The following is a 24,118-nucleotide window of genomic DNA, read 5'->3' as shown; positions in this document are numbered from 1 at the left end:
GATTAACGAGACAAGATTAATCTAATGATTTATAGTGATGTAATACAATGTCTTCCAGTCCTACAACGTGTTTTCTCGGAGCATTTATCATCCCTTCCATTCCATAAATAATATTCCTTAAATACTCGCCAAACACTAGGGACTTATTCCTCTCATTTAGCATCCAGTTATCTCTCTTTATAGTCGTTTGACCATCAAAACTTGTATCAAAAGGATACGATATAAATCTAATATTCGGCGGGAGATATTTTAATAAAGTACGGTACTGCCTACCCGTAGCGATACTTTTACAAACAAATAACAAGCTATTTATTGATGTAAAATCAAATATTTTCTTGGCTTCCGTTACATTTGCAATGGAGTGCATAGATGAAGTTTCATAGCTAATAACTTCTTTAGGAACACCATTTTCAAGTAAGTTCTTAACAATGACCTCAGCTTCTGAGAAACCTATATTATCCCATTCAGGATGTCGCATTTTTGATAAACTACTTCCTCCAGTTGCAATAATACAGTCACCTAAACCTTTTTGATAAGCTTCTAAAGGTTTCTTCCAATTACCAGGGTGTGAACCTCCAAACACAAATATTGCATCGCATTTTATAGGCTCAACCTCTTTCCAAAACACTATTTCTGTAATCTCGTCAATTTGTTTATCTGTAAGCTTAGGAACTTCAGGATATTTAGGTATTCCCACAACGTACCCCCTTTTTACATAATGAACTCAAAACAATCTTTACTACATCATCTCAAATTTCCATTATTTCCACAATAAGTTAGTTTAGGTAAACTAACCTCAAAATAAAAAACGAGCGCAGATCCTTGTTAAAGGTTCGCGCCCGATCGTGGAAGAATAACCTGTTTTTTTATTGCTACACTAAATGAATTCACCAAAGTATGTCATTTGCACGATACCTTGGTTTTAGACCAAACTTGCAAAAAAGAAAACCAAAAACCAAACTCATTGCCAAGATTAGCAATTTAAATCTTTCCCTTTTAATCTACAAAATCTTCCCTTGTCCATTTACAAAAATCCTTGATTAAATTAATTAATTCTGGACTTACTTTTGATTCGATTACATCCCAAGGTTGGTATTTTTTCGACCTTGCAAAACTGTGATTTACGCCTGGAGAAATAGTGATTTTATATGGAACCGTTATTCCTGCCAGCAATTCTCGTGCTAGTGGTTCGTTGTGTTCCAAAGGAACAAGTTCATCGTTTTCTGCAAAAGCAAAGTAGATAGGAATCTTTATTTTAGGAATGGTTCCTCTGGCATCATAATCTAAGATGTGACTCAAGTACCCGAGTTTTACTATCTTGGATAAATAATGATATGAAGTAAGGGCTAATCTACTAATAGGACGCATCCACTTTACTAAACGGATGCAACCATTTTTAATCAGGATTGAGTCAATATTGTCCACAATTTGCTCTTTAACACTATATGATGGACCAGCAATGCTCAGAGCAGATTTTAGTAAGTCAGGATAAAGAGAAGCAAGCATTTGAACCACCCAACCACCTTGACTATGCCCAGATACACTTATCTGATTTTCTATAATGTCAGGACGTTTCATCATAGTCAAAATAACAGTATGTATGTCATTTGCTCTGTCATAAAAGGTTTGAGTTTTCCAGTTTCCTTCCGAACGCCCGACTCCACGCTTATTGACTAGTAAGAGAGCGAACCCCTCTGCCATACAAATGTTTACAAGGGTGCGACAAAAATAGAACTGTTCCTCTTGCATATCAGTCTCGTATGAAAGTACACCAGAACCATTTACAAAAATAATTAATGGGTACTTAGTAAGTCCATCAGGTTTAAATAAATGACCATTTAGATTAACACCATCTTGCATCTTTAAACTTAATGCTTCGGCTTGTTCCAGTTTATACAATTTTCTTGTCCCTCATCTCTTATAACGCGTAACTCCAACATCAAAGCGAGATAACTTGTAATGTCTAAGTATTTCATCATAAGTTCAAATTTTTTTCTACCTACAAATTCAGACCATTATTTTCATAATAACGGACTGTTTCTTCCCTCAGATTAAAAAACTTTATAAAACAGAATGCTGCCCTATTGCTTAATTCCATTTATTTCAAACCTCGACCATTAACTCAGTAAATAATTTCACAAAACAAAAAGCTTACCCTTGCTCCTGATAAGCTCCCTTTACTTTAATAACTAATCTTACGCATATCTCAATTGTTAAAGCAGAAAATATGGTGAGGTGATTAGATTATGTTAAAAACAAAGACTGGTTTTATTATTTGTTTTTCCATTATTTTAAGCTTATTTGTTAACGGTGAGTCCATAAAGGCAATGGAGTTATCCTTTTCGAAATCGAATAGTGATAAAAGTGAACACATACGAATTCAGGAATTAGAACAACGTTTAGATAACCTTGAACCACCTGAACCCATTACTATTCTTGATTCGCCTTTCCCATTTGAAAAAGGAACAGAAATACATTTCCCTACCGATGTCACCGAAATCGGAGAAGTGTTAATAGAAGGATCAAAAATTCCTTTCAAAGTAATAAAAAGCGTACCGAACTATATTAGACCAATATATGAAGAACACTGGCATAGCACATTTTGGGGTGGGAGATGGAGCTATGTTCCTTCTCGAATTCATTATGCTCTCCACCGTATATTCCCTTTTTATGCCATAGGGATTTCAGGTGAATTAAATTTTCAACAGAATGTGGGTATTGATTTTCCTACTGATATAAATGAAACAGACCTTGACTTATATATAGTTGTTTTTCAAACAAATATCACAGATGTCTATACTAAAGGAAATCAAGTTGTTGTTGTTGGAACCCCTAAACGAACTGGAGTAGAGGTTGTTGCCATTAAAACAGCAGATATACACCCAAGTAATAAGGAGAAGCTTTTGTTGGTTCATTTAGCAACGAATGGAGCCGAACTAGATTATTCTCTAATTAGTTATCAACCACCAGATTTTTGGTTAAAACAAAAACAAAAATTAAATGAACGTGAAAAATGTGAGCTTTTGCCTTATCAAGTAAATTGATAAGACTGCTACTTTTATATCGATTCTTATTCAACTATTCTCCCTTTAATTCAACAAAAACAGCCACTATTCCTGCTTAGACTAGTGGCTACATCTTCCATATTCGCTCCCTTTAATAGAATAAGCTTACTAAATAAATTATAAGTATTGCTATTACACTTGTTGCAGAAGCCAGTATGTAAAATTTATTAATAAACCTAGTTTTATATTCTTCATAGATGAAAAGTAAAAGAAAAGGGATAAATCCAAAAATGCTAAATCCAAACGTAGGAATTAGAAAGAATAGAAAAAACAATAATGCCCATAAGACATATAATATAAATTTAAAAGCTTTAACCCCAGCTGGAATTTTAATAATAAAAATCTCCGTAATGATAGCTAATGGAATTGCATAAAGGCTAGAAAGAATATAAATGTACGAAACAAGTGTAACAACGTCACGTACGCTCTCTATCTCAGAGTTACCCAGATCAAAAACTGGAGTCATTATACTTAATATAGTAATTAATAGTATTGATATAGGAGATACAATACCATAGTTAAGTAGTTTATTTTTCAATTGTGTCTTCATAAAACCCACCTTATTCCTTAATTAAATTTCGCAAGCCTTTATAAGGCTTGTAAATATAATTGGGTTAATCTGCCCGATACTTCTTAAGTATGTAAACAACGATATCTTTATGTTGCTCTCGCTCCCGATTGTTAAATTCGAAAAACGCTTCATTACATTCCTATGGTAAAAGGAGATTATCGTCGAAGTAAGGCTATCTTTTCTGCTAATTCAATAAGCTCATTTCCATTAACCAACTTAGTTGCTTCATACCATTTTTCATTAACAGTTTGAGGAGACATTGCTCCAGCAATTGCAGATCCCATTGAAGCTACTGAATCAGTATCTCCACCAAGGTTTGCTGCTAGTAAAGTTGTTTTTTCAGCTGACTGGGTAAGAACAGCGAAATTTATCGCTAATGCGACAATATTTGGAGTTTTCCAAGGCATGTACTTATCTTTAATAAATTCTAAAGATAAAGATTCTTGGCTTGATAGATCTTCATATACACGTAAAATCAGATCAGCTACACTCTCATCAGAAGATGCAGGACGGTATTTTTCTGCAGCCCTAGCTGCCAAAACAGAATGTTGTAGTATTTCATTAGGTTGCTTTTCTTCAATTGCTGCAGATACTGCAGCCGCTATTGCACTTGCACCGCAGATAGCGATTCTTCCTCCATGTGTAGGGATACTTGCTTCAAAAACACTTGACACAAGATCATTTAATTTCTGAGTGGAGTATAGTACACCAATTGGTGCTGATCGCATTGCTGCTCCACATCCATCACCTTCAAATGCCACTCTTTTGGGATCTCCAATTTGTTGGAATTTTCCCAATAATAATGTAGGGCGGTTTGATTTTTTACAGAGCATTAGTTCTTGTCCTACAGAAGTATGCGTAATTTTCCCATCGTTTGCTATTACTCTGGCAATAGAAATTGTCTGCTCAGTGTCATCCGTCGTCTCCCCGAATCTCCACAAATAATGTCTACCCTCATAACGGGGCATGACGCTGCCTGGTTCACCATGTAAACCCTTAACGCCATCTGGAAACCACTGTTTGATATCCTCAAAATTTAAAGACTCAGTTTGTTTACCTATCGCATCACCAGTTGCCACACCTTTAAGACAACCAATGATTCGATGTAACTTATCTTCCATCTTAACAACCACCTCATATAGTTTTTAAGGAAGGCCTTTCATTATCCTCTAATTTCAGTTTATCATAATATTCCAGCAATTCTTCTGACACCTTTAATTTATATGAAAATTAAACTGATTCGTTAAAAACTTATTCAACAATCTGGACCTAAAATACAAAATGAGCACCGATTCTTCTTCAAGAATGGCGCTCGATTCTGGAATAATCCGTGGGATCCTATTAGCTGTATAAGACGTTAATTACGAGGTTCCCACAACATCACTGACACTCCAACCAGATAACATATTGCTGCAACCAACCAATCATATGTATCTGGTGTTTTCTTATCTACTATTTAACTACAAAGTTATTTTGAATTCACTTTTGTAAAGCACTCTGACCAGTTCAAACATTCACACTCTAAGCCATTGTTTAAAATATTGATCATGGTATCAATTTGCCTCTTTTTTTCCTCTAATTCCAAACACTTTGTATTAGCCATTTGTTGCCATCGTTCTGATGGAGGAGCCTGATTATCAAAACCCTCTAAAAGAACTGTAATTTCTTGATTACTAAAACCAGTAAATTGAGCAATTCTTATAAAATTTAATTGGTTCAATACATCAATGGTATAACATCTTTTTCCACTAATTCTTTTAGGAACTGGTATCATGCCAATTGATTCGTAATACCGAAGAGCCGAAGCGCTAATGTCAGCTTTTTTGGCTATCTCCCCAATCGAAAGAAAAGAATCCATCATTATCACCTCTTGACTTAAAGTTCACTTTAAGTATTACACTTTAAACAACTTAAAAAGGAGGTTTTAATAATATGTCTAGGTGTCAATGTGATAGTACATCAGCGGTGGCTTGCAACCTGTTAGCATTTAATCCCGAAGAAAGAAGCCGTTATAATCAACTCCGAAAAGAATTAACGGCTGTTTTGTCTATTGAAGAAGTTCCAAGTGGCTTTGCGTTTTTATATCCCAATCAATCCTCGTTATTATTGAAAATTGCTGAATGGATTTCTTACGAAAATCAATGTTGTCCATTCATAAAATTCTCACTATATGTAAGTGGTGAAGCAGATTTAATAAGATTGGAATTAACTGGTAATGAAGCAGTTAAAAATCTTCTAAGAGAAGAATTTAGTTTATTCTAAACAAACATCCTGCATTAAAGAGATGCAGGATGTTTCTTATTTTACGAAATATTTTGACCTTATATTTGATTATTACACTAGCTGCCTAATATTGGATCAATCCTTATTAAAGAATAGGGCTTTTACATAAATAAAGCACTTTGCTTGTTACAGAAAAGCTCCCGATTGTTTAAGATCGTTATGAGTAAATTATCACATAAAAATTCAATAAGTAACTTCGATTAAAGCCTCCCATTGCTGAGAAGCAGGCTAGCCACGCCAGTTTTTAATTACATTAATCTGCTTTTAAAAATTTTAATAACTCCTCATAACTATAACCTTTATACACCATACCATCTTTATCAAATACGACGAAAGCAGGCTCCTTTTCTAGTTCAAGAATTGGATATGTCTCATTCGCACTTTTATATGATTCCGTGTGATAAATAAACTTAATAACGGATTCAATCCCTTCCTCAGATAATTCCTTGAAGGTGACTTGTCTTCCCACTGAAAACAATGACAACGGGTCATTTTCCTCGCCATCTATATTAGGTTTTAAAAGACTCCATCCTACATCTTGTTCCGATGTTGTGGAACCAGAACAAGCTACAAAGTTGGTTGAAAACATTGCAATTAATACAAACAATATCATTTTTTTGTATATATTCCTCACCCCTTATATAGTCTTGCTCAATTAAACTGCCCTATTGCTTAATACCAATTATTTCATAATCTATAAATTCCTACAATATGTTTTCACCCTGGTAAAAATAAAACGAGCGCAGCTCCTTGTTACAGGATTGCGCCCTTTTCTGGAAGACTCGATATCGAGATAATCTAAAGACACTCATAATGATTTTCCGTTTTTGCCCCTATTCTGGAACAAAACTTTATTTATCTGTAGTGTATCCTTCAAATAAAAAACCGCCAATGGGATCATAGACTTCCTTTACAAATTTTATAAAAGGCTCTTTATCATTATTCTTATAATACTCTTCTAAAGATTTGAAAAAATTATTGTAAGTCTTCTCATCAAAAGAATGTAAAGCTCTTGTTAGTCCCTTACCCCTGCCAGACCAATAATTATTTAGTCTTAAAATAAAATCTGGAACCTGTAATGATAGGTTATTTATAGTGAGCAATGCTTCTTCATTACTTTTGGCATCAATAAAATCATCTAATAAGTCGCCAATAAAGTATCTCGAAGCAGTAATATAAGAATCAGTTAAAGGTGTCGGACCGTTTGTAACGTGGCAATACGCATTCTCTTTAACGTTCTGATAGTCATTACTTTCTTTAAGAAGTATTCCTTCTGTAATCATATTCCCTAAAATGGGTCTTCCAATATTTCTTTCACGTTCAAACTCAATAAGGTAAGACTCATAATTATGAATAAATGCTTCAATTCTCCAATCAAATAGTTCATAACTTTTTCTATAACCCTTAGAGTTCCCTTGAAAAATAACGATATCTAAATCGGAAGAAGGTGTTTCCTCACCTCTAGATGCACTACCAGCTAATATTGCAAAATCACAGTTTGGAAACTCTTCTGAGACAAAGCTCTTTGCAGCATCAATTCCTGACTTTCTCATTGAAATCTCCTCTCAAACTCATTATGTATCTACTTCCCTATCCTGCCCTTTACTTGAATACAGGGTGGCTGCTTGTTCAGAAAACACCCCATTACTTTAAGTACATTTCTTCTTACCCTTCACTACTACCTTCAACCAACTTTAATTCCAAAAGCTAGCCATCTTCCATCGATATCTTCAACTACGAATTCTTTATTATTATAATCTGTATTATCTAAGGAACGGACTATCCTAACATTTGAACTGATCAATTCTTCTTGGAGTTCCTCTTGATTTTTTGTAATAAAGTAAGCATCATACCCATAACCATATAAGTCTCTATTCGGAATTACCTTTTGGCCATTAGTTTTGGTTAAGATTATCTCTGTTGTATCACGATACAAACAAATATGTGGTTCATTCGTATTCAAATAATGAACAGCCTTAAATCCCAATTTCTGTTCATAAAAACTTGCAGTTTTTATTATATCCTGTGTTGGAAATATACAGTGTGATTCTATTAAAAGGTTCTTCATCTTCATTCTCCTTAACTATAGGCTGACTTCTCAACAATTTATAGCCTTTCTTTAGAAAAACTGCCCGATTGCTTAATACCAATTATTTCAAATCTCGACCATTTACTCAATATATAATTTCACAAAAAAGAAGCTTACCTTGTTCCAGATAAGCTCCCTTTTCTTGAACAACGGACGCAATTCTAAACTGAATTGCCCCCCTAGTCTAACAAGTAGGCATAAAATCTTAAATAAACCTAATGATTAATACAATGGATAATCCGATAATTGTTCCAATATCTACGGAGAATCTTCTATTCTCTTTTCTCTTTTCGAATACAGTTACCAGCTTAGCAAGCATTACATTTACAATGGCTATAGATATTAATATGTTACTAAAAGTTGAACTAAATGAGTCATCGGATGCAATAACGATTAGCGTTGGAATACCTACCAATAATACAGCACTCAAATACAATAACCCTCTTAGTTTTTCCAAAAGACACCTCCCTTGCTCAACTATCTGAAAATGAACGCCAATCCTTGTTCCAAAATTGCGCCTTTAGTTGAAAAACGAATTAATCTATATTTATCTAAATCAGTCTATAGGGGAGGATCATACGAATCTATCTCTAAAACAGTTTTAAAAATTCCAGCAATCAAGGTGATTTTTGGACTCAAGCTTAAAGTTTGTACTTCCTGCTAAATACATTTGGATAATCGATCACGAATCCATCTGAATCTACGGTAATGATTGTTTCATAATCATTACAGCAGTAATTGAAGTATCTTTGATTAGCATTATTCCCTATGTACCTATACGATTGGGAAACCTTTTTCAGTTCTAGTGATGGTACTGATATGTAGACTATTTCAATATGCTCTATTTGATTAACAATCCAATTAAATCGATTAACAGGTAAAGAGTTTGAAAACGGTGTAGCTGATATATCTATATCTATTGCTCCTTTAAGAAATTCAAGTAAATCTCCTTCCGTGTTAAACCAGTTTCCTTCACCATCAGAATGTATTTCCAAACTAGTCTGTTTATCAACCAAAATACTTAACTTTCTCGTGATCCAATTTTTATCTAACTCAATTGAATATTCTACTTCATGTGCAGTAGGTACCTCTTCCTCAACATAAATTACTGTTCCTTCTGCAAGCAAAGTGTTATTATCAGTTTCAACTATTATAAAATATTCGCAACCATATTTTTCTTCATTTTTCCAAACTACTTTTAGAGTCATGCATACCCTCCTATTAATAACATATCTGCCATTTCCTTCTGCCTCTCCACTTTTTTTTCAATTGTGAAATAATATCATAACCAGAACTTTTTACTAAACCAGATTCACCTTTTAATAATTTCCCTTCCATAATGTAGAATTGAAATTTTTACCAGCACTTTTCAATAATGTGATGACTTTTCAATTCATAATAAGACTGAGGCTTTTTTAGGTCAATCTTCAGTTCTTGGGCCATTTTTTAATAATGTTTATTTATATTTGCGGTACTACTTAATAGAAAAATAAATATCAACTTGACTATTTTGAGGATCTATTGCCTTTTCACCATATACTTCAAAATCTGTTTTAAAAACTCTTTCTCTATCTTCTGACCAATCCCATATCTCCCGCCAAGCCTCAATGACTACTTCTGGAATAGGTCCCTTTCGGGTAGTAAAAACAATATAATTATCATCAGCGATTTCAAAAGACTCCAGACCTTCAGAAGTCTTTTCGTTATCTATTACTTCTGTACCAATAGCATATGTATAGGTGCCGGTTTCATCTGATTCATAATTTGTATATAAGGCTATAATAGTTGATTCCTTTTTATTAGGTATAGAATCTAATACTTTATTTTCATAAAAACTTTCCCAAAGTTGTGGAAATTCCACCTTTCCCTTTCATCTCCATTTCATTACTTGTTCGTATTGAACTACCAAGGAAACTAAATCCTTTACGTTCTATCCGTTTACTTTTAGTTATTGTGTTAGACATGACTACTTTTCTCCTTCCCATCTATTTCATTTATCTATTCTATGAACAGAAGTAATTTCCTTCTTATTCCATTAATTTGCCCTATTCAAAAAGAACACCATCTTCAAGAATGGCGCCCGATAATAGAAGATCGTTTATACAATCTGAGCCGTGATTTGGCAAGCAACATTAATTGAGTATTTTCTTTCTTATATCACCAATACTTTAACCTATTTGTTTCTTTGCATATGACTACGAATTAGTCGGATTTGGCCGCGATGATTTAATTCATCTTCAAATACATGAAACCAGCGGAAATAGTTATTAGCCTCATGACTTGGACCGAATGGTGACACTTCATCTAACCAGTTGTCCTCTTTTTGCTTGAACCGTTTTAACGTGCCTTCCCGAACTTGCTTTAAGCGTTCATTATAGAAATCAACCCCTTTGCCATTGATTTCTTGATGAGCCTTTTCACCAAGACCCAGTCCCACCTCAAGTCTTCGCAGTTCTTCATCGGTTGGATTCCGGTTTTCAAATGTCATAATTTGATAGACTTCTTCAACACATGCTATATGATATAACAAGCATCCTATCGAATTCCCCTTGCCTTCTATACGGTAATCAAGTTCTTCTGCTAGTCCATTTACAGCTTCTAGCGTAGTCATACGAGTGTACTCCATCATGGATACTAATCTTCCGATTTCTGGAGTGTAGTCCACTTTTCTTTCAACGATATATCTTTTATCATCTGTTAATTTCAATTATTAATATCCTCCCCTAAATTACATATATTTTCTATCCTCCACAATGCTGCCCGTTTGCTTAATACCAATTATTTCAAATATCGGATGTTTACACAATAAATATTTTCATATAAAAAAGAAGCTTACCTGGTTACAGATAAGCGCCCTTTAATTGAATAAATAGACTGCTAAGCTCGTCAGGGAAGCAAATAAAATTCCTAATGCTAATGCTGGACCAAATGTGTTCACAAAAAACTTTTTATGGCAATCTTTTCTGTGATTTAACACATATTTTGTTAGTGTGGCAAGGAATGTAACTGAAATAAGAATAACAAACCAAAGCTTCATATTTATCACCTCCGTATCTTTTGAGCTTCTATTTATCGTTCCAAAAAAGCCATTTCAACTGTTCGATTATTGTGCCCAATTCTTAAGTAAAGAGCGACCCACTATGCTGCAATCGCTCCCTTTTACGGAATTAGTCTATCAAAAGAATTTAATGCTTTATTACACAGTTACAAATAAGTGGCCACACTCATACTCTGTTTTGTTTAACAACTCACCATACTTTTCATCCCAATTTCCGTTGTCTAAATCGGTTTTCAGCCGTTCTAAGCACCGATTAACCATGTCTGGTGGGTTTTTGGAAAGAGGAGATGTCCCAGATTGAAAATTTTTGTTTAAGTATAATTCAGGTCGAGCCCACCCTCCAAAGAAAAAAAGATCTGTTAAATCATGTGGCAAAGGAAATGGCTTAGTATTAACTGGACGTTTTATCTGCTTTTCTAATAATGATTTAAAACTTTCTATAGGTGGATGTATATTAAAAGCATCTTCCATTAATTCAGAAAAATAATCTAGTAACCACGTATTTTTAGAACAAAGTCTTGGATCCAATGTGAAAATCACAATTCTACCATCATGTTTCAACACTCGATTCATTTCATTAAAACTTTTGCTTAGATCATTAAAATGATGTGTAGCTAACGTACAAACAATACCATCTATTGAATGATCGTCAATCGGGAGTTGTTCAGCTTTCCCTTTTCTCCACGTAAGATTACTATGTTGCTTCCCTTGACGTATCATGACATCAGACGGTTCTACCGCAATAACATCGTAGCCATTCTTAGCTAACTCGTAACTGTAATTTCCTGTTCCGGCCCCAACATCTAATATTGTTGCTGGAGCCTTTTTATCCAGTTCAATAATTAACTTTTGTGTAATTCTGAAATCAGGTTTGCGAGTTACATCGTATGTTGTTCCGATCTTATTATAACTAGTCATATATCAAAATTCCTCCAATCCAAATAATTAAGTCTTTCCTTTAACCTAATTAAAATGGCCCTTAAGTCCAAATAGAGCGCATACTTTATTCAAGGAATGCTCCCTATTACGGAATATCAAAAACTATCCGAATACCTGAGCTGCAATCCCGAATAATGTATTATCTCTTGGTAGCATATTGGCTGAATTAATAATCATTATTGGAGGATTACTAACCATAATAAATCCTCTCTGCTGTAACAAAATCATAAACTCCTCATTACCTGAAGGTACATCTATTCTTATTTTCCCTTGATTTCTAAAAGCCAGACTATCTACAATTAAGGCAGCTACTTTGATGTCTGGTGCTACAATAGGGCCCAATATCAAATTTACAGGACCTAAAATAGCTGCTCCGTAGCCAATAACATTGTCTTTATTATCCTTCGCTACAATACAATTTTCCGATTGAATTATCCTATTATAAAGGAAGTTGCTTCTCCTAGCTCCGAAGGCTGTCTCATCAATTTTGATAACTTTATTAAAATGAATATCCTTAAAATCTTCTATAACAATACCGCTGATATTTGAAGATATTGCAGTTTTATAGTTTTCACAAAGATACTTATGTACACTGTCGACAGCCTTAAAACCCATTTTTTCGTAAAGAGGTCTACCTTCTTCAGTAGCAATTAACATAATTGAAACGGTGTTGGGGACAGAATCAATACACTTTTGTGTAGCATCTTTACCTAATCCCAATCCTCTATACACTTCATCAACGATTACCATACCTATTGAAGCTACCTCAGTGTCGTACGGAATGATTGCAGCACTTGAAACAATTTTACCTTCACGATTTTTATGCCCAAAGATTTTACCAGATGCCATAATTGTTCCAATTTCATTTTCATCATAATCCCATCCAATAGAACCGGATAGATCAATCAAATCTGAAACATCATTTTTCTCAAGTTGAACCAAGCTTAATGATTTCTTATCGATAACAACCATCATTTGCTCCTATACTGTTATTTTTAATACAATTGGCGTTAATCCTTCTTGAATTAACGCTCTCAATAATGAAATAACTAAATAGCTTCATATAGCTTGTGTTAATCATATGTACTCGTAATCATTAATCATTCAGCAGTTATATACTAAATAAATTCAAATATCCTGATATCCACCGAATCTAAGTACCCTAATTCTTCTGTTAAATCCCAAAGTCTTATTTCAGAGGTTTCTACATTTTCTATAAATGGTTGTAGTTTTTCCATTTCTGTAAAATAAACTGGATTGTATCTAACTTCGCAACTTATTGTTTTTTTGACTTTAATAATCCCTTAAATTCTAAATCACTAACTATTTGTCCAGTTTCCTCAAATAACTCTCTAATTGCACATTCCTTTGGAGTTTCATCACCTTCTCTACATCCAGCTGGTAATTCCCATTGTTTACGCCATACGTTGTAACACATAAGGTATTTACCTTCACATTTAATTACCGCAAAAGAACCAGCTAATGGTTGATAATTAAACATATCTTCTTCAGACATACTAATGAAATCAAGAAATTCTATTCCATTATTCTTAGTTAAGTTCAAATGGTTTCCTCCTCGGTAAGTGCAATACACTTAGTATACTTCAATAGACTCTAAGATCCCTATGCCTTAATCCTGCCCTGTTCTGGTATAACTTACAAATTCAAGAGGAACCATCTAATTTCCTTTATCACTACAAAATATGTCCCTAAAATATAGAAAATGAGCGCTTATCCTTGTTCCAGGAAAGCGCCCGATTACGGAATAATAACCAAATAATTATTTTATCCAACTAGGAATAATTTCACCGAAATATGTACCAATTTTCTTAACTTCATTCATTACACGATTTATTCCCACTTCTGATAAAAACCAATTTTCCTTTGTTATTCCATATCTATCATCACAAGGTGAAACCAGGAACTCACAATCTATTGGGAATTCAGCTTGATAGCATAATAATGAACGTCGAGCATGCCCTGCTTTACAGACCACAATCGCTTTTCTTGGAACTATACTCCTCCTATGAAGAACTTCTAACGAAAAACGGGCATTTTCTAATGTATGTTGTGCTTTGTCTTCTTTTAAAATTGCTTCTTCAGGTATTCCATTTTCAATGGCAATTTTTCGTAAATACTCCCACTCAGTGATTCCAACGTGTGGTTTATATCCGCCAGATGGAAGTACATAAGGAGCCATTCCTTGCTTATACAAGTCTGCCGCCTTCTCCATTAATTGAGGATGATTTGCACCAGGAACCAAGATTACATCTGCTGGAGAAACTGCGGTTTCCACAAAAATAAATTCAGTAATACAATCAAACGGATTAGACATCTGATAAATTCCCCTTATATTTATAGTTTTCTATTGGAATGGGCTCACCGGTGTCCTCAACCATCATATTTGTAGAGTATTACTTTGATTATTTGTATCCATTCCCATAGAGTAATAACGAATGATTTTCTCTGTTTTCTTGGCATACTCTATTTCCTTCTTAGTGCTATTGCCTATATAACCATCTAAATCAATAACAAATATTTCATCTGACATATCAATTTTGCTGTAATGCATATCTTCAAATAACTTTTCTTGTTCCTTGGTAATTTTTATTCCTTCACTTTGCTCAAAAAAACCAAGACTAATTACTATGTGACCTTGTAAAGTAAGTGATGCTTCTGCTTCTCTAAACTGATTTTTAAACTTAGTAGATCCACATAATGTAATTACCTTCATATATTCACTCCATCTACACTTATTCATTAATCATGCCCTATTGCTTAATACCAATTATTTCAAATATAGACCATTAACTCAATATATATTTTCACATAAAAAAGAAGCTTACCTTGTTACAGATAAGCGCCCTTTAATGGAATAACCTTCTTACTTCAGTCATCCTTTTCCTAACTCTTTTCGGATTGCCAATTGTGCTTTAGAGGTATATGCAAAATTTAGCCAATATGACTTATCACCTGGATATTGGCTTATTAAAATCTCTACAATATCCCATTGGGATAGAGGAGCTGAAACTGGATGGATTTTCCCATTAATCCTTACAGCTACCATTTGCTTCGCTTTCTCAGCATCTACGGCAAAAGCAAAGTCGATTGCAGTTGCTCCATTCGGTAAATGTATAACATCCAACTTAGGTGTAAACACAGCTATTTGGTTCCCAAGCAACTCATGAGAAACAAAGTTTAAGAATTCTAAAGGATCTTCTGTGGCTGCCTTATTAGTGGTAATAACCTCACCTAATATCTTTGGAAGAATGGTTTGTAACTCTTGTTCCCTATGTTCTGTTAGAAAGAAACAAATTCCTTTTTCTCGTATCTCTTTTGATTCCATATCTTGTATGCATATGACCACTTCGTTACCTTCTATGTCTACTGTTGTCCTAAGATATCGATAAAATGGATGAGATTGAATCGATATATAATCTATAAACTTTCCTGAAACAGGTTTATATAATTGATGGACAATACCCATTGCAGAGTAGCAGGACATTTTGTCAGGAACCGAAATGACAACCCGGCCAATATGATCGATAATGTCAGGATAAGTCATAGCGGTGTATAGGGGCTCTACTTCATCATGTATTGTGTAAGAGTCTATATCTATATAACCCTGTGAAGCTTTATGGAATTCTTCCCGAACCCTGTTCGCATAGGAATTGAACAACTCTTTACAATTTTGATGAAAAGACTTTATTTGTGTATAGCGGCCATTGTGAAGATAAGCATAAGATAGGTCCTCCAACTCTTCTAGTATACGGAGCAAACCTAATCTTTGACAAAACGGGGTAAATATTTTTAATGTTTCACTTGCATACGGAACTTGCTTCTTAATCTTTTTCACTTGTAACGTTCTCATGTTATGTAGACGATCTGCCACTTTAATAACCACAACTCGTATATCTTCCTGTGCAGCCACTAACATGTTCATGAAATTGACTGCCTCATATTTATCTTTTTCAGGTACTTCATTCTTATCGATTTTGGTTAGTCCGTGAACAATAGTTGTTATTTGTTCTCCAAAAAACTGTTGAATATCCTTTAGGGTATACTCTGTGTCCTCTACAACATCATGCAGAAGAGCACCTATCAATGTAGCGACATCCACTTTATAGTCCAGTAATATATCTGTAACAGCAAAAGGGTGTACGATATAAGGCTCCCCCGACTTGCGAAACTGTCCATCATGAGCTTTCTTTGCAGTGACAATAGCCTTAAGTAATAAATCTTTATCTCGATTATTTAAATAAGAAGCTCTTTGTAATAGCTGTTTCTCCATACATCTTCTCCTATTTTATTAATATCTTCGTTACGTGTAGATAACAAAACTCTAATCTATACCATCCCATATCTCCGACATAAGTTACCAACTTCATATTTCTAAGACCTTTTTAAGGTTTTCTAATAACAAAGAATTTTTCTTCATTTACAGGAATGCTGCCCTATTGCTTAATACCAATTATTTCATAATCTAAAAATTCCTACAATATGTTATTTTTCGCCCTGGTTAACTAAAATAAGCGCTAATCCTTGTTCCAGGATAGCGCCCGATTGCCGAATAATGTTTTAGTTAATCTATCTTAATTTGAATAAAACCAAGGAATGGCAGGTGGAATACCAGCTTCAGGCAATAAATAAATCACTATAAACCATAGGCACGATAATAAACCAAATGAAATTACAAATATAGTTCGTTTTGACCAGACCTTAAGAAATAAAGCGATCATCCCCAAAATTAAACTAATAATACTTAAAGTTAATTCTGTGTATGCAACCGCATATATACCAAAATGCTGTAAGACAAATGTTCTTATTTGTAATAAATAGAACAAAATGTAGATGAGTTGCAACGATAATCCTAAATTTACTATTTTCATAATTACTCCTTTATTGCTTCCCATTAATTTAGTAACTTTATTAGACAATCTAGCCCAAAAATGAGGATAAGCGCATATCCTTGTTCAAGGAAAGCGCCCGATAATGGAATAAACGTTTAAATAATCTGAGCTATAAAACCATTAGGAAATAGATGCTATTCACCTGGTGATTAATTTACAATTTTTCATAAATTACTTGTAAGGTTTGATTTAAAAATGTGACTAACTCATCAATGGTTAATCGTTCATCTCTATGTGCGGTTTCAATGTTTCCATGATGAGGGGCCATGGAAAATTCATTTAGCTCCCTAAGTTCAGCTAATACTGACTCTTTTGATCCTTTAAATTTACAATCAGAAACTTCCAAAATATTTATCATCTTCCCTAAACCTTCTTTATTACTTAATGGTCCAACTAACTTACCCACATTGTCAGAATACTGGCTTTTCAAATATTTTCTGTACCTAAATTTAAGACTGTCTTCAAGGACTATTCTAACTGACCCCTGTAGTTCTTTAATGCTCTCATTAAAATCCGGATTTTTACAAAAGGATTCAATTTTCTTGAGCTGAGTGAAATATCGGTACTCCATTAAATCTTCCATGTCAAATTGATCAAGGTCATCTAATTTCCCATCAAATGTTATTCTAAGCATTTTGGGGGAGGCTTTTTCATAGATTGTAAACACAAATGAATCATTATGGCTCAAGATAAAAGTCTGTTTCGCTTGTTTGCTTTTCTCAATCAAAATATTAACAGTCTTATTCCTTCTATTGCTATCAAGACTAGATAATGGATCATCAAAGATAATAATTTTCTCTTCCATATTTTCTTCTATATCTAACTTTGCTAAAAAGAATGCTAAAGCTAGAGTACTTCTATCCCCATCACTTAATGCCTTTGATGCTTGGATTTTCCCTTCAACATCTTCAAAAGAAATCTCCACATCATTCAATGTTAAAATATAATGAACAGAAGGTTCTGTACTCCGACCAACAATTGAACTTTTTATATCCTTTATTTTAAATTGGGTGGAAAATTGCTTTAAATATTCATTTATCTTTGCACCATATTTTCGAAAAGTTTCACTAGAGTAATCATTCAATTCTTTTTGCAACTTCTTATTTTTTTTATTTAATTCTTTTATTTGTTCTTCTAACCTTATGTATTCATTACAATATGTTAAAATAGGCTCTTCAAACCTACTTCTAATTTCTTTTAGTTCTCTTAATTGTTTTTCTAGACTTTCTAAATCTCTATTTGAATTTTTTAAGTCATCAACTTGATTATTAGTAAATTCTAATAGAGTATTGATTTCTCCAATATAGTTGTTAAAGGAAACTACTTCTTTTTCAAGCATATCAAATTTTTCAGTTGGTATATAAATATTAGGATTTGCCAATTTTTTTTGTAAATCTTGCTGCGCTTGGTTGTATAACTCATTTAAATCTTTATCAATTTCTACAGACAAAGTAGCAGCGGACTCAATTTCAATAAAAGGACTCCAAAAATCGAAAAGCTCTTTATTTTTGGACAGTTTTGACTTTGTTTTCTCTAATTCAAACTGTAAATTATAAGTTTTTGCTTTTTCAAGCACTCTTTCGCAATTATCCTTTATTTTATTGTATTCCTCATTAAAAAATTGTCTATAAGAGGTAATTAAGTTTTCTACATGTGTTAGATTTTGACTACAAAATGGACATTTCTCATCCTCATGATCAATTGAAAAATAACCTTCTCTTATCCAGCCTTCAGGATTCTCTATATTGTTTAATTTCAATTCATGCAGATGACTTTGAACTTTTCTTATGTAATCATTATCAATATCTTCTACGCTAGTACTTATAATCGTTTTACATTCTTGAATATCTATTGGCAAATTTATTAAAGGAATCAATTTTGGCTTTTCTGTACGTCTTATATCCGTTTGTTTTTTTGCCAGTTCTATTTCTTTACATTTGGAATCTATTTTTTGCTCTAGCCCTACGTCTGACTGAATCTTAATATAATCTTTAACTTTATATTCTTTAATATTTTTAGTTATTTCTAATTCCGAATCTGTTTGTTTCTTTTTTTCTATAGTTAGTGTTTCTTTATTTAGTTTAATATCTTCCGCTAATTGGACTCCCTTTTCACCAATTACAAATTGATGCAATTTTTTCTTATGGTCAGAAGAGACTTCGAACCCAGAAAATATATTATTATTGATAAAGAAAGTATCAAAAACCTCTAAGTTGTCCAGTGTATTATTCCACTTATTATTTTTAAAATCATATCTGGAATCACCGAGTATTGATATTTCTTGATTATTTGCAAAACCAATAGTTTTTCTATCATTTATAATATTTGGATTACCACTCTGTAAGGATTTGAAGATTGCAGTTAAAGTAGTTTTTCCACTTCCGTTATTAGCATAAATAACATTTAATTTTTCTAACAATGAATTAATTTTCATGTCACTAGCATTAAAATTTTCATATTTACCTACGCCTTTGATAGAAATTATTTTTTTTATCATTTATCATACCCCCCTGAATAAATGTACTTATTTATTATCATTACACACTTTTACATTTTTTTCATAATTTAAATTACAATCTTTCAATAAAATAGTTGCTTTAATCTTCTTTTTGCTTCATTAAATGGCCCTTAACATAAAGAAAGAGCACAATTCTTGCTGCAGAATTGCGCCCTTTACTTGAATAAAAACATTGCTAAGCTCGTCAGGGAAGCAAATAATATTCCTAATGCTAATGCTGGACCAAATGTGTTCACAAAAAACTTTTTATTGCTATCTTTTCTGTGATTTAACACATATTTTGTTAGTGTGGCAAGGAATGTAACTGAAATAAGCATAAAAAACCAGAGTTTCATATTTATCACCTCCGAATCTTCTGAGCTCCTATTCATCGTTCCAAAAAAGCTATGTCAACTGTTCAATTATTCTGCCCTATTCCTAGGTAAGAAGCGAAAAGCTATGCTGCAATCGCTCCTATTTAGTTGAAGATACATTTTTGTTATTTTACTCTATTTTTCTCCTTAACTTTCTAAGTGCAGTCTCCCTTGCCTTATAATCATATAATCCCTTTTTAAGACTTAAACTTTCCAGTCAGAAATTTATTCAGAATACAACCAAGGTATAGCTGGTGGAATTCCTGCCTCGGGCAAAAGATAAATAAAGATGAAATACAAACAAATTAATATTCCAAAAAGTAATACGAATACAGAAAGTATTGGATTAATTCTTTTTAAAACACCATATATTCCACAAACAAAACTGGCAATACCAATGAATAACTCAAAAAATGCTACTGAATATATAGAGAAATGTTCCATCACAAAGATTCTAAAATTATTAAACACAGAAATAAATAAGATGAATAAGCATTGTAAAATTAACCCCCAAACAGGAATTCTCAATTACACCACCATCCTAACGTGCAAACATCTAAATGAATTGACTTCACTAAAAATTTTCCTCATATTAACCTTCTCCATCTATGTAATTGACCATAAATTCTTATTCTACAAACCTGCCCGATTACTTAATACCAATTATTTCAAAATAGATTAATAAACTCAATCATTTTTTCATTAATTAAAAAGACACTTACCTTTTGACAGATAAGTGATCGATTGACTTTCAATTACTCTTTATATGTCTTTCTAAAACCATAAAACGTTCTAAATCCTTTTTGTTCATAATAAGTACGAGATGTACTGTTTGCTAGCATTTCCATTCTTGTCGTTGGGTATAAACTATGGACATAATTAAGCAATACTTCTCCAATGCCTAACCCACGGTAATTCTGACTTATTAATACTTCGCAAATGAACAATGTAATAGATTTGTCTGTAAGTCCCCTAACATATCCAATTACCTGTCCATTTAGTTCTGCAACATATGCAATATTTGAACTATCCCAAGCTCCCTTTGTACTTCTTTTGTTTCCCACAAGGTTATTCCACTTTTCTTCTGAATTTAACTTATTTATATGTATAAAGTCTTCTTCTCTATAATTTCTAACCTCAAGCAATTGTTCATTATTTAGTCTTATTTGCAAAAGAATCTCCACCTCTAGTTTTCAAAATACTGTCCATTTCTAAGTAAAGAGCGAGGCGCTATGTTGCAATCGCGCCCGATAGCCGAAGACTTGATTTCAAGATAAATTGTATATGATCTGCTATTAAAGACCATGTAGATGAATTGTATTACCCAAGAATCGAGCTAGGCTTATGCTGTTATTACACAGACTAATTCTAATCTTATTTTTAAACTTCTCTCTCATAACTCCATGTTCCTTATCAAGGTATTGATAATCAGCACTACCCCACTTATCATCTGAAGATCTCGTGGAATTGGGAAATCCCTTTTATTTCAGTCTAACTATTGGTGAAAATATCGTTACTGTACCTAATACGAATAGGTAAATACCGTTAACTAAAAAGATATAACTACCGTCTATGTATTCTATTGCCCACCCTGCTAAAACAAATGAAATGGGAACAATTAACTTTAATGCCATTGAAGTAGTACCTGAAACTCTTCCTAATAACTCATTAGGGGTTTCTTCTTGTCTTATTGTTTTATAGTGAATTACTACTTGAGATAAACTAAATTGAGTTAACAACATTCCAAAAGACAGCATAATCCAATTTTCGGAAATGTAAAAGACATAACTACTTATACTCATAATAAATACAAATAGAATAAATAAAACCCCTCGATTAATATATTGTAAGGACTTTTTTACAGATAATGCTCCTAAAAGACCACCTAAGGCTCCAAAAGAGGATATTAAAGCCAACTCAGATATACTTATTTTTAAATTATCGAGTGCATAAAAAATAAAAATGGCACTAGTCATAGAACTGGCAAGATTAACACATATTACAATTAAACTGGCTAATTTTATTGTTCTGTTCGATAATACCGCAATCCATCCTTCTTTAATATCTGATAGTATAGTTTTTTTCTTTTTACCGATATGTTGAATTTTTGCATTATAATTAGAAGGTATGTTGACATTTAAGACAAAACAAAGAAGAATAGTTAACCCTATCAAGGTTATAGTGAGACTAAAATTGGTTCCAAGTTTAAGGAAAATTAAACTTGAAAGGGGTGGACCAATAATACCTATAAAAGTATTCATAAATGTTTTAGCGGAGTTGGCTTGAGTAAGCTGTGACTTTTCTATAATAAGTGGCAATATTGTATGCGACGTATTACCAAACGAATATTTATTTAAATAGAGTGTGAATCCAAGAATATAAAGGATCCAAATATTTATTAATGTAAAAATTATAAATATTATTAATAAAAATATTACTAAAATTTGTACAGAGATAGTTAATATCATTATATTTTTCCTATTGACTCTGTCGACTAAAACTCCTATAAGCATACCTAAAAGTATAGTTGGTAAAATTTCAACTGCTCTCATTGTACTCATTGCTAGAGAAGAGTTTGTTAGCGTGTAAATATATATAGGCAACATAAAAGAGTACACATGAAATGTTAAGTGGCCAACGTTTGAACCAATAAATAAAAAAACAAAATCTTTATTTGACCAGATCGATTTAGCATTTGTTTGGTATTGGAAATCTGCCTCAATTCTTGTTTTCATCAACCATCACCTTAATTCCCTGTTCTCAATAATTCAAAAGTTTTATATCTGTAAGTCATGCTGCCCGACTAGGTTTATACCTGTACTTTATGTTTTTTTCGCTACTATTATCTCTACATCTTCAGCTTTTAACACTTCAATCATTTCATCCGTAGTCTCTTCATCAGTAATTATTTTGTTTAATTTCTTTATTGGATACATACTGGAAAACATATTTTTGCCCACTTTATGATGTTCAAATAAAGCTATAACACTCCTTGAATTATCATAAATTGTCTTATGAAAAACTGATACTTCTGGAGTAGCAGTACTTAGTCCGTTAGATGATATGGCCCCAGCGGTTGCAAAACACAAGTCAAAATAAAATTGCCGTGCAAATTCATTAGCTAAAGCATCAGTAATATTCCCTGAACCTTTTACATTTCCACCAATTAAATAAGTTTGTATATTGATTAAATCCCTTAAATAATAGGCAACTTCAACTGAATTTGTAACAACAGTAAACTGAAAATCTCTTGGAAGATATTTTAGCATTACATAGTGTATACCAGCTCCACCGATAAAAACGGTTTGATTTTCTTCAATGTAGGACACAGCTAATTTTGAAATTGCATTTTGATAATCGCTTCCTTCACCATAACGTATTGAAGGTGGTTGAGATTTATTTCTAACATTAGTAATTGGGATAGCTCCCCCGTGCGTTCTCTTTAAAACTCCTTGTTCCTCCATAATAGATAAATCTCTTCTAATCGAATCAATAGACATTTCAAATTTCTTTGCTAAATCCTTTGCAAATACTCGACCGTTTTCTTCCAACATCTTAAATATTTCGTTCCGTCTTTCATCAGAAAACAAATTCATCACCTCATAAGATCAATAAGCGGTATTAATTTCCATATTATTTCATGTTTATTCTACTTTTGTCAATATAAATCTCTGTTTTGTTAAGCTTTATTAGGTTTTATTAATGTTTAATGGTTTATAGGATAGTACTGACTTAATGAAAAAATATTATATATGAACAAAAATAAAAGATGAAGATCATTTTTTTAATCTTCACCTTTGTATTAAATTCTTATGTTTTTAAGAAAGAGCTATTCTCCTTCTTGAAGAATAGCTCCATTTAATTGAGTAAGCCTGCCGTAATCAAGATAAAAATAAGATAACCAAACATAATGGCACCACAGCCTGTATTGATAGCAGTATTTCCATCACCATTATGTATTTTTTTCGCTAGTGAAACACAGTTGACAAAGAAAATTATTGCTATTATTGGGGTTATATACACGAGGAAATATTCCATTATTTATTACTCTCCCTATTTGCTTTACTCAATAATCGCTCCCTTTAATGGAAGATCGAACTTGAAAAACCATGCTGCATAGATATTCAAGAAAAGCACCCGTTACTTTAAGTGTATTTATTCGTACTCAAATAGATTAAAGATGGATATTAAATAACGCATTACAGAAAGTCAAATCTGTATTTGTATCAATCTTCACCGAAATTTACTTCAATCAGATAATCAGATGATGCTGTATTTTCGAAGCTTTCTTCTGTGATATTTCCTTGATCATCTCTTTTTTCTCCCGTTTTC

General features: G+C 32.9%; 26 protein-coding genes and 1 pseudogene. 2 read left to right on the top strand and 25 right to left on the bottom strand.

What is annotated here, in order from left to right; all coding sequences use genetic code 11:
- Positions 1-16: 16 nt before the first annotated feature.
- Both ACQCT5_RS22145 and ACQCT5_RS22140 read right to left on the bottom strand, forming a co-directional pair.
- Positions 17-697, bottom strand: a complete 681-nt coding sequence (locus ACQCT5_RS22145; RefSeq protein ID WP_499645238.1) for a YdcF family protein — start codon at positions 695-697, stop codon at positions 17-19.
- Between the two features lie 299 nt (positions 698-996).
- The gene (locus ACQCT5_RS22140) at positions 997-1,899 is read right to left on the bottom strand and encodes an alpha/beta hydrolase family protein (RefSeq protein WP_499645236.1); all 903 of its coding nucleotides are present in this window, start codon (positions 1,897-1,899) and stop codon (positions 997-999) included.
- 347 nt (positions 1,900-2,246) lie between these two features.
- Between ACQCT5_RS22140 and ACQCT5_RS22135 the strand changes: the two genes are divergently transcribed.
- Entirely contained in the window at positions 2,247-3,044 is a 798-nt protein-coding gene (locus ACQCT5_RS22135; RefSeq protein WP_499645234.1) for a hypothetical protein, read from the top strand.
- 112 nt (positions 3,045-3,156) lie between these two features.
- On the opposite strand, the gene ACQCT5_RS22130 is transcribed toward ACQCT5_RS22135, so the two are convergent.
- The 4 genes and pseudogenes from ACQCT5_RS22130 to ACQCT5_RS22115 form a co-directional block, all read right to left on the bottom strand.
- Positions 3,157-3,615, bottom strand: a complete 459-nt coding sequence (locus ACQCT5_RS22130; protein WP_499645232.1) for a hypothetical protein — start codon at positions 3,613-3,615, stop codon at positions 3,157-3,159.
- 176 nt (positions 3,616-3,791) lie between these two features.
- Positions 3,792-4,757, bottom strand: a complete 966-nt coding sequence (locus ACQCT5_RS22125) for an ADP-ribosylglycohydrolase family protein (RefSeq protein WP_499645230.1) — start codon at positions 4,755-4,757, stop codon at positions 3,792-3,794.
- A gap of 236 nt (positions 4,758-4,993) precedes the next feature.
- Positions 4,994-5,092 (bottom strand): annotated as a pseudogene (locus ACQCT5_RS22120) (YnfA family protein); the annotation flags it as partial.
- Between the two features lie 12 nt (positions 5,093-5,104).
- A complete protein-coding gene (locus ACQCT5_RS22115) occupies positions 5,105-5,497 on the bottom strand; it encodes a MerR family DNA-binding transcriptional regulator (protein ID WP_499645228.1) in 393 nt (130 codons plus the stop codon).
- A gap of 71 nt (positions 5,498-5,568) precedes the next feature.
- Between ACQCT5_RS22115 and ACQCT5_RS22110 the strand changes: the two genes are divergently transcribed.
- Positions 5,569-5,898, top strand: a complete 330-nt coding sequence (locus ACQCT5_RS22110; RefSeq protein WP_499645226.1) for a hypothetical protein — start codon at positions 5,569-5,571, stop codon at positions 5,896-5,898.
- A 274-nt stretch (positions 5,899-6,172) separates the two neighbouring features.
- Here the strand turns inward: ACQCT5_RS22110 and ACQCT5_RS22105 are convergent, their stop codons facing one another.
- From ACQCT5_RS22105 to ACQCT5_RS22015, 19 genes are all read right to left on the bottom strand, one after another.
- A complete protein-coding gene (locus ACQCT5_RS22105; protein ID WP_499645224.1) occupies positions 6,173-6,532 on the bottom strand; it encodes a hypothetical protein in 360 nt (119 codons plus the stop codon).
- Between the two features lie 238 nt (positions 6,533-6,770).
- Entirely contained in the window at positions 6,771-7,472 is a 702-nt protein-coding gene (locus tag ACQCT5_RS22100) for a nucleotidyltransferase domain-containing protein (RefSeq protein ID WP_499645222.1), read from the bottom strand.
- Positions 7,473-7,603: 131 nt separating this feature from the next.
- Entirely contained in the window at positions 7,604-7,987 is a 384-nt protein-coding gene (locus tag ACQCT5_RS22095; RefSeq protein ID WP_499645220.1) for a VOC family protein, read from the bottom strand.
- A gap of 226 nt (positions 7,988-8,213) precedes the next feature.
- Complete coding sequence (locus ACQCT5_RS22090; RefSeq protein ID WP_499645218.1) at positions 8,214-8,465, bottom strand: histidine kinase; 252 nt, start codon at positions 8,463-8,465, stop codon at positions 8,214-8,216.
- 184 nt (positions 8,466-8,649) lie between these two features.
- Positions 8,650-9,216 (bottom strand): putative glycolipid-binding domain-containing protein, encoded by a 567-nt coding sequence (locus ACQCT5_RS22085; RefSeq protein WP_499645216.1) that lies wholly within the window; start codon positions 9,214-9,216, stop codon positions 8,650-8,652.
- A 266-nt stretch (positions 9,217-9,482) separates the two neighbouring features.
- A complete protein-coding gene (locus tag ACQCT5_RS22080) occupies positions 9,483-9,869 on the bottom strand; it encodes a GyrI-like domain-containing protein (protein WP_499645214.1) in 387 nt (128 codons plus the stop codon).
- Between the two features lie 312 nt (positions 9,870-10,181).
- Positions 10,182-10,715, bottom strand: a complete 534-nt coding sequence (locus ACQCT5_RS22075; protein ID WP_499645212.1) for a DinB family protein — start codon at positions 10,713-10,715, stop codon at positions 10,182-10,184.
- 489 nt (positions 10,716-11,204) lie between these two features.
- A complete protein-coding gene (locus ACQCT5_RS22070) occupies positions 11,205-11,984 on the bottom strand; it encodes a class I SAM-dependent methyltransferase (protein ID WP_499645210.1) in 780 nt (259 codons plus the stop codon).
- A 123-nt stretch (positions 11,985-12,107) separates the two neighbouring features.
- A complete protein-coding gene (locus tag ACQCT5_RS22065; protein ID WP_499645208.1) occupies positions 12,108-12,980 on the bottom strand; it encodes a GNAT family N-acetyltransferase in 873 nt (290 codons plus the stop codon).
- Positions 12,981-13,281: 301 nt separating this feature from the next.
- Positions 13,282-13,569 carry an NUDIX domain-containing protein gene (locus ACQCT5_RS22060; protein WP_499645206.1) on the bottom strand — a complete coding sequence of 96 codons (288 nt, stop codon included), beginning with the start codon at positions 13,567-13,569 and terminating at the stop codon, positions 13,282-13,284.
- Between the two features lie 216 nt (positions 13,570-13,785).
- A complete protein-coding gene (locus ACQCT5_RS22055) occupies positions 13,786-14,340 on the bottom strand; it encodes a YdcF family protein (RefSeq protein WP_499645204.1) in 555 nt (184 codons plus the stop codon).
- A 63-nt stretch (positions 14,341-14,403) separates the two neighbouring features.
- A complete protein-coding gene (locus ACQCT5_RS22050; RefSeq protein WP_499645202.1) occupies positions 14,404-14,739 on the bottom strand; it encodes a DUF4406 domain-containing protein in 336 nt (111 codons plus the stop codon).
- 159 nt (positions 14,740-14,898) lie between these two features.
- Positions 14,899-16,296: an HD domain-containing protein gene (locus tag ACQCT5_RS22045; RefSeq protein ID WP_499645200.1), complete on the bottom strand. Its 1,398-nt coding sequence runs from the start codon at positions 16,294-16,296 to the stop codon at positions 14,899-14,901.
- A 301-nt stretch (positions 16,297-16,597) separates the two neighbouring features.
- On the bottom strand, positions 16,598-16,894 hold the full coding sequence (locus ACQCT5_RS22040) for a hypothetical protein (RefSeq protein WP_499645198.1): 297 nt from the start codon (positions 16,892-16,894) through the stop codon (positions 16,598-16,600).
- Positions 16,895-17,069: 175 nt separating this feature from the next.
- Positions 17,070-19,412: an AAA family ATPase gene (locus ACQCT5_RS22035; RefSeq protein WP_499645196.1), complete on the bottom strand. Its 2,343-nt coding sequence runs from the start codon at positions 19,410-19,412 to the stop codon at positions 17,070-17,072.
- A gap of 176 nt (positions 19,413-19,588) precedes the next feature.
- The gene (locus ACQCT5_RS22030; protein ID WP_499645194.1) at positions 19,589-19,768 is read right to left on the bottom strand and encodes a hypothetical protein; all 180 of its coding nucleotides are present in this window, start codon (positions 19,766-19,768) and stop codon (positions 19,589-19,591) included.
- A gap of 773 nt (positions 19,769-20,541) precedes the next feature.
- The gene (locus ACQCT5_RS22025; RefSeq protein ID WP_499645192.1) at positions 20,542-20,958 is read right to left on the bottom strand and encodes a GNAT family N-acetyltransferase; all 417 of its coding nucleotides are present in this window, start codon (positions 20,956-20,958) and stop codon (positions 20,542-20,544) included.
- A 309-nt stretch (positions 20,959-21,267) separates the two neighbouring features.
- Positions 21,268-22,521: an MFS transporter gene (locus tag ACQCT5_RS22020; protein WP_499645190.1), complete on the bottom strand. Its 1,254-nt coding sequence runs from the start codon at positions 22,519-22,521 to the stop codon at positions 21,268-21,270.
- Between the two features lie 87 nt (positions 22,522-22,608).
- Positions 22,609-23,376: a DeoR/GlpR family DNA-binding transcription regulator gene (locus ACQCT5_RS22015; RefSeq protein WP_499645188.1), complete on the bottom strand. Its 768-nt coding sequence runs from the start codon at positions 23,374-23,376 to the stop codon at positions 22,609-22,611.
- Positions 23,377-24,118: the final 742 nt, after the last annotated feature.

It is taken from the genome of Sutcliffiella halmapala (assembly GCF_050107295.1).
GTDB classification, from domain to species: domain Bacteria; phylum Bacillota; class Bacilli; order Bacillales; family Bacillaceae_I; genus Sutcliffiella_A; species Sutcliffiella_A halmapala_A.
This window is presented reverse-complemented; position numbering and strand designations above follow the sequence as displayed.

What these genes read in the sequence shown, in the direction of transcription:
- ACQCT5_RS22095 (WP_499645220.1), bottom strand. Translation starts at nt 7,987, where the DNA reads ATGAAGAACCTTTTAATAGAATCACACTGTATATTTCCAACACAGGAT.
- ACQCT5_RS22130 (WP_499645232.1), bottom strand. Translation starts at nt 3,615, where the DNA reads ATGAAGACACAATTGAAAAATAAACTACTTAACTATGGTATTGTATCT.
- ACQCT5_RS22070 (WP_499645210.1), bottom strand. Translation starts at nt 11,984, where the DNA reads ATGACTAGTTATAATAAGATCGGAACAACATACGATGTAACTCGCAAA.
- ACQCT5_RS22020 (WP_499645190.1), bottom strand. Translation starts at nt 22,521, where the DNA reads ATGAAAACAAGAATTGAGGCAGATTTCCAATACCAAACAAATGCTAAA.
- ACQCT5_RS22115 (WP_499645228.1), bottom strand. Translation starts at nt 5,497, where the DNA reads ATGATGGATTCTTTTCTTTCGATTGGGGAGATAGCCAAAAAAGCTGAC.
- ACQCT5_RS22040 (WP_499645198.1), bottom strand. Translation starts at nt 16,894, where the DNA reads ATGAAAATAGTAAATTTAGGATTATCGTTGCAACTCATCTACATTTTG.
- ACQCT5_RS22035 (WP_499645196.1), bottom strand. Translation starts at nt 19,412, where the DNA reads ATGATAAAAAAAATAATTTCTATCAAAGGCGTAGGTAAATATGAAAAT.
- ACQCT5_RS22050 (WP_499645202.1), bottom strand. Translation starts at nt 14,739, where the DNA reads ATGAAGGTAATTACATTATGTGGATCTACTAAGTTTAAAAATCAGTTT.
- ACQCT5_RS22100 (WP_499645222.1), bottom strand. Translation starts at nt 7,472, where the DNA reads ATGAGAAAGTCAGGAATTGATGCTGCAAAGAGCTTTGTCTCAGAAGAG.
- ACQCT5_RS22085 (WP_499645216.1), bottom strand. Translation starts at nt 9,216, where the DNA reads ATGACTCTAAAAGTAGTTTGGAAAAATGAAGAAAAATATGGTTGCGAA.
- ACQCT5_RS22105 (WP_499645224.1), bottom strand. Translation starts at nt 6,532, where the DNA reads ATGATATTGTTTGTATTAATTGCAATGTTTTCAACCAACTTTGTAGCT.
- ACQCT5_RS22135 (WP_499645234.1), top strand. Translation starts at nt 2,247, where the DNA reads ATGTTAAAAACAAAGACTGGTTTTATTATTTGTTTTTCCATTATTTTA.
- ACQCT5_RS22045 (WP_499645200.1), bottom strand. Translation starts at nt 16,296, where the DNA reads ATGGAGAAACAGCTATTACAAAGAGCTTCTTATTTAAATAATCGAGAT.
- ACQCT5_RS22065 (WP_499645208.1), bottom strand. Translation starts at nt 12,980, where the DNA reads ATGATGGTTGTTATCGATAAGAAATCATTAAGCTTGGTTCAACTTGAG.
- ACQCT5_RS22030 (WP_499645194.1), bottom strand. Translation starts at nt 19,768, where the DNA reads ATGAAACTCTGGTTTTTTATGCTTATTTCAGTTACATTCCTTGCCACA.
- ACQCT5_RS22055 (WP_499645204.1), bottom strand. Translation starts at nt 14,340, where the DNA reads ATGTCTAATCCGTTTGATTGTATTACTGAATTTATTTTTGTGGAAACC.
- ACQCT5_RS22125 (WP_499645230.1), bottom strand. Translation starts at nt 4,757, where the DNA reads ATGGAAGATAAGTTACATCGAATCATTGGTTGTCTTAAAGGTGTGGCA.
- ACQCT5_RS22110 (WP_499645226.1), top strand. Translation starts at nt 5,569, where the DNA reads ATGTCTAGGTGTCAATGTGATAGTACATCAGCGGTGGCTTGCAACCTG.